This is a genomic window from Pseudoalteromonas sp. SR45-5, from assembly GCF_014163565.1.
GTDB lineage: Bacteria > Pseudomonadota > Gammaproteobacteria > Enterobacterales > Alteromonadaceae > Pseudoalteromonas > Pseudoalteromonas distincta.
Genome location: NZ_JACJDN010000250.1, coordinates 1 through 5,474 on the forward strand (window position 1 = coordinate 1; position 5,474 = coordinate 5,474).

Here is a 5,474-nt window from a genome sequence, read left to right on the forward strand (position 1 = left end):
CAAAAGCGGCATGCAGTACATATCAAAACAAATACTTAGTCCTGAAACACTCGCTTTTATAAACAAAAAAGCCACTCAGTGAGTGGCTTTTAGTCTAGTTGAGTTAATTACTCAACTACGTATACGTGTTGATTAAGCATTGCCCGGATTAGGGTTCGACTTTTCAGCTTGTATGCGCATGTAAATCTCTTCACGATGCACTGATACGTCTTTTGGTGCATTAACACCGATTCGAACTTGATTTCCTTTAACACCTAGAACAGTAACTGTTACTTCGTCACCAATCATTAGGGTTTCACCTACTCTACGAGTTAGTATTAGCATTCTCTTGCTCCCATGTTCCAATAAAAATTATAAGATTCCGCTTAAACATACTAATGAAAATTAGACTGAAAAGTAAGTAAAAACTCGCAATCTATCCATTTTCTGTTAAAAATGCCTTGTGTAATGCACGAACAGCCAACTCTAAGTACTTTTCATCTATTAAAACTGAAATTTTAATCTCTGAAGTCGAGACTAAAACCACATTAATATTTTCCTGCGCTAATGCATCAAAAAATAAACTAGCGACACCAGAATGTGATTTCATACCCATGCCAACAGCAGAAACTTTAGCTACCGCTTGCAATCCGCTTATATTTTGAGCACTGAGCTGAGCTTGATCTTCACTCAATAATTCAAGTGCTTGCAGATAATCATTCGAGTGCACAGTAAAAGCATAGTCTATTTTTTCAAAGTTATGATTAACTTGATTAATCATATCTATTTCGATGCCATTTTCGGCAAAAAGTTTCAATATTTTTGAAAGATATTGCGTGCCCGTTGGCACACCTTGTACCTTAATTAAACATTCGTCACGATTAAACGCAATCCCCGATACAACCTTGCTTGGCATATCGTTCTCCTCAAAACTTATTAATGTACCTTCATCGGGATTAAAGCTCGAAAGCACCCTAAGTGGCACATTATGTTTTCCTGCGGCTTCTACTGAGCGAATATGCAAAACTTTCGCCCCTAAACTTGCCAGCTCTAGCATTTCGGCAAAGGTAACTTGGCTCATTCTGCGCGCGTTAGGTTCAACACGAGGATCTGTAGTATATACGCCGTCAACGTCTGTATAGATCTGGCATTCGTCAGCTTTTATAGCCGCAGCTATTTCCACAGCCGATGTATCGGTGCCGCCGCGCCCAAGCGTTGTAATATTGCCCTCAACATCACGCCCCTGAAACCCAGCAATAATAGCAATACGATTATGCTCAAGCTCATGCTTCAAACGCGTAGCAGCAACCTCTGCAATACGAGCTTTACCAAACATGTTATCGGTTAAAATATTGACTTGATCGGCTAATAAGCTCACAGCAGAGTGGCCACGTTTTATAATAGCCATAGCAAGTAGTGATACAGAAACCTGCTCTCCGGTGCTAATAAGTACATCTAGTTCACGGCTACTCGGGCGAGTATCGATTTGTTTGGCGAGATTAATTAAGCGGTTGGTTTCTCCCGACATAGCCGAGAGCACCACAACCACTTGGTGTCCTTGTTGTCTGGTTTTTACAACAAGGTCGGCGACCGCTTCAATTCTCTCTATCGAGCCGACCGAAGTGCCACCGAATTTTTGAACAATAAGCGCCACTTAGGCTTAAGTACGCTCAGTTAACCAAGCTGTAACGCTATCTAGTGCAGCAGCAAGGTTTTGTGGCTCACTACCACCGGCTTGTGCCATATCTGGACGACCGCCACCTTTACCACCTACTTGGCCTGCCATGTGGTTAACTAACTCACCGGCTTTTACTTTGCCTGTTAAGTCTTTAGTTACACCAGCAATTAGGCTTACTTTGTCGCCACTGGCAACACCAAGAGCAATAACACCTGAGCCAATTTTGTTTTTAAGGTCATCAACCATACCGCGAAGTGCTTTAGATTCAGTACCTTCAACATTTGCTACAAGTAGCTTAACGCCGTTAATTTCAACAATCGAATCAAGTAAAGATGCACCCGCTGCACTTGCTAACTTATCGTTAAGTTGCGCAATTTGCTTTTCAAGGCCTTTAGATTTTTCAAGCAACGCAGTTACTTTTTCAAGTACCGATGCGCTATCGCCTTTAACTAAAGCAGCTACATCATGTAATTGTTGCTCTTGCTCGCTAACATAAGCAACTGCATCAGCACCAGTTACCGCTTCAATACGGCGAACGCCTGCTGCAATACCACTTTCAGATACTATTTTAAATAAACCAATATCGCCTGCGCGCTCAACGTGAGTACCACCACAAAGCTCAATAGAGTAGTCGCCAATAGTAACTACACGTACTTCGTCATCATACTTTTCGCCAAACAACGCCATAGCACCTTTCGCTTTAGCATCATCAATAGCCATAAGCTCAGTATTAAGTGCAAAGTTACGACGAATTTCGTCATTAACTACACGCTCAATTTCACGTAGCTCATCTTTAGTAACCGCTTCAAAGTGCGAAAAGTCAAAACGTAAACGATCAGGCTGAACAAGTGAGCCTTTTTGGCCTACATGGTCGCCTAATAATTGACGTAGTGCTTCGTGTAAAATATGTGTAGCTGTGTGGTTTTTCTTAATGCTATCGCGGCGTGCATCATCAATAGTCGCATCCACTTTATCGTTAACACCAATGCGGCCTTGCACAGTACCGTGGTGAGCAAAAGCATTACCAAGTTTAGTGGTATTAGTAACATTAAATTCGCCACCAGCAACTGTAATAGTACCCGTGTCGCCCGTTTGGCCGCCTGATTCAGCGTAAAACGGTGTGCGGTCTAATACTACAATACCTTGTTGACCATCTTCTAATAACTGAACAGCTTCGCCACCGGCAAAAATTTCTACCACTGTCGCGCTATGGTGCGTGCTGTCGTAGCCTTTAAACTCAGTAAGCTTTTCTGATTTTAATTGCTCATTGTAATCAGCACCAAACTTACCCGCTTGTTGCGCTGTTTTACGTTGTACAGCCATGCACTCTTCAAAACCTTGATGATCAATCGTCATCTGGCGCTCACGCGCAACATCGGCCGTTAAATCAGCTGGAAAACCATACGTGTCGTAAAGTTTAAATACTAAGTCGCCCGGTATAATATCGCCTTTAAGGTCACTTAAGCTTTCTTCTAAAATAGCTAAGCCACGTTCAAGTGTTTTACCAAACTGTTCTTCTTCAATGCGTAATACTTTTTCGATAATTTCTTGTTGCTTAGCAAGCTCTGGGTACGCTTGCCCCATTTGCTCAATTAGCGCAGCAACTAACTTATAGAAAAACGAACCTTGCGCACCTAACTTATTACCGTGGCGCACAGCACGACGAATAATACGACGTAGTACATAACCACGACCTTCGTTAGATGGCATAACACCGTCAGAGATTAAAAACGCACACGAACGAATATGATCCGCCACTACGCGTAGTGACTTATCGTCCATATCTTGCGCGTTAGTTACACTTGCAGCTGCTGCAATTAAGCCTTGGAATAAATCGATTTCGTAGTTTGAATGCACACCCTGCAAAATTGCAGAAATACGCTCAAGGCCCATTCCCGTATCAACAGACTGCTTAGGCAGTGGCAGCATAGTACCGTCGCTTTGACGGTTGTATTGCATAAATACAAGGTTCCAAATTTCAATGAAACGGTCGCCGTCTTCCTCTGGAGAGCCCGGAGGTCCGCCCCAAATGTGTTCGCCATGGTCATAAAATATTTCAGAACACGGACCACATGGACCGGTATCGCCCATAGACCAAAAGTTATCTGAGGTCGCAATACGAATAATACGATCTTCACTTAAGCCAATATCTTTTGACCAATACTCAAACGCTTCTTCATCATCGTGATAAATAGTAACAAGCAGTTTTTCTTGAGGTAATTTAACAACCTCAGTTAAAAACTCCCACGCAAACTTAATCGCGTCTTGCTTAAAGTAATCGCCAAAGCTGAAGTTACCTAACATTTCAAAAAATGTATGGTGGCGAGCAGTGTAGCCTACGTTTTCTAAATCGTTATGCTTACCGCCAGCACGTACACAACGCTGCGAGCTTGTCGCACGTGTATAAGGGCGGCTTTCTGCGCCTAAAAATACATCTTTAAATTGCACCATGCCGGCATTATTAAATAACAACGTGGCATCGTTACCCGGTATAAGCGAGCTAGAAGGTACTATTTGATGTTGCTTGCTGGCAAAAAAGTCTAAAAACTGTTGCCTAATTTGTGCGGTAGTCATGTGCTGCATTTGAAAGTCTCACCTGTATTTACTGTGCTTGCATTGCAAAATTAATTTCATCGTAGCTAAAACCCCGATACATTAAGTAGCGCACGCGCTTAGCTTTATCTTTGTAATCGAGATCTGGCGGTGTATTCGAATATTTTTTATTGTACGCATCCTGCGCAAGCTCAAACCAATCTATTTCAAGCTCTTCAACTACCATTTCAAGTAGCGAACGATCAATCCCTTTGCCCATAGCTTCGCTTTGTATTCGCTTAAGCCCGTGGCATTTAAATATGTGTTTTCTTACAAAGCCTTCACAGTATCGCTGCTCGTTAATAAAATTGTGCTTTTCGCACCAATCAAGCAGCGTTTCAATAAACTCTTCTGTCGCTTCTTTTTGCTGTAATTTGAGCGTTAACTCACGACGCGAATATTCTTGGCGCCCTAGTAACCAAAGTACATAGTTTTTTAGTTTTTGCTTTAATTTATCATCCATTAAGCGTCAAAACGCCCGCTTGTTTCACTGCTAAGTGGCTTAACATTAATGTCGTCACTTAATGGTACAACAGGCATAAAAATGGCTTGATAAGATACAAAAAAGCTAATGTAGCAAATCGGCATTAAAATCAACAGTGGTAAGAACGATAAGAACATCGAAAGCGCCATAAATAATGCGCAAATAAGGCCAAAAACGCCAAGTGGCAAAATGTTATGATAAAACACCATTAACGATTTTTTAAGCGCCGTTAAAATGCGTGTTTCTTTACTAAAATAAACAAGTGGCACAGCGTACGCAAATGCCGTTAAATAAATTAGCATTGCCATAAAAAATAAAATTACATTCGCGCCCGAAATACTCTCAAGCATTTGTTCTAGCGCCACGTTTGGATCAAGTCCTGGTTGGCTCATAACAGCCACTGCATCGGCAAATAAGCCATTAGCAAGTAACGCCATTAAAATGCCCGCACCCATTTGGTAAAGTGCTAAGCGTAATAACCCTAAACGATTTCCTTTAGCCGTAAATGGCTTGAGAATATCGGCTAGCATAATTTTTCCGCCCTGTTGCTTACTAAGCACCGCTTGGTAAAACCCTGCGGTTAAAAATGGCGTAGCGAGTGCTGCTACTACTTGCAGCAGCGGTAAAAATAAAGACAGCAGCCCTACAATACCAATAAATAAATGCATAAAAATAAAGGTTGCTGGCTGGGTTTTAAAAATAAGCCATCCGGCTTTTAACCACTTTAGCCCTGCATCGGCT

5 protein-coding genes and 1 pseudogene are annotated in these 5,474 nt (G+C 41.9%); 1 reads left to right on the forward strand and 5 read right to left on the reverse strand.

All coding sequences use genetic code 11. The annotated features are described in order from the left end of the window. A pseudogene (locus H5072_RS21485) lies at nt 1–82 on the forward strand (YcxB family protein); the annotation flags it as partial. A gap of 50 nt (nt 83–132) precedes the next feature. On the opposite strand, the gene csrA reads toward H5072_RS21485, so the two are convergent. The 5 genes from csrA to H5072_RS10770 all read right to left on the reverse strand — a co-directional run. Then, the gene (gene csrA / locus H5072_RS10750) at nt 133–324 is read right to left on the reverse strand and encodes a carbon storage regulator CsrA (RefSeq protein WP_004587515.1); all 192 of its coding nucleotides are present in this window, start codon (nt 322–324) and stop codon (nt 133–135) included. 91 nt (nt 325–415) lie between these two features. Continuing rightward, entirely contained in the window at nt 416–1,633 is a 1,218-nt protein-coding gene (locus H5072_RS10755) for an aspartate kinase (RefSeq protein ID WP_024597680.1), read from the reverse strand. 6 nt (nt 1,634–1,639) lie between these two features. Continuing rightward, nucleotides 1,640–4,240, reverse strand: a complete 2,601-nt coding sequence (alaS, locus tag H5072_RS10760) for an alanine--tRNA ligase (RefSeq protein WP_182693520.1) — start codon at nt 4,238–4,240, stop codon at nt 1,640–1,642. A gap of 19 nt (nt 4,241–4,259) precedes the next feature. Further along, nucleotides 4,260–4,712: a regulatory protein RecX gene (locus H5072_RS10765; RefSeq protein ID WP_002961933.1), complete on the reverse strand. Its 453-nt coding sequence runs from the start codon at nt 4,710–4,712 to the stop codon at nt 4,260–4,262. Beyond that, a partial coding sequence (locus tag H5072_RS10770; RefSeq protein ID WP_182693521.1) for a BPSS1780 family membrane protein occupies nt 4,712–5,474 on the reverse strand: 763 nt, incomplete at its 5' end. The genes H5072_RS10765 and H5072_RS10770, both read right to left, overlap by 1 nt.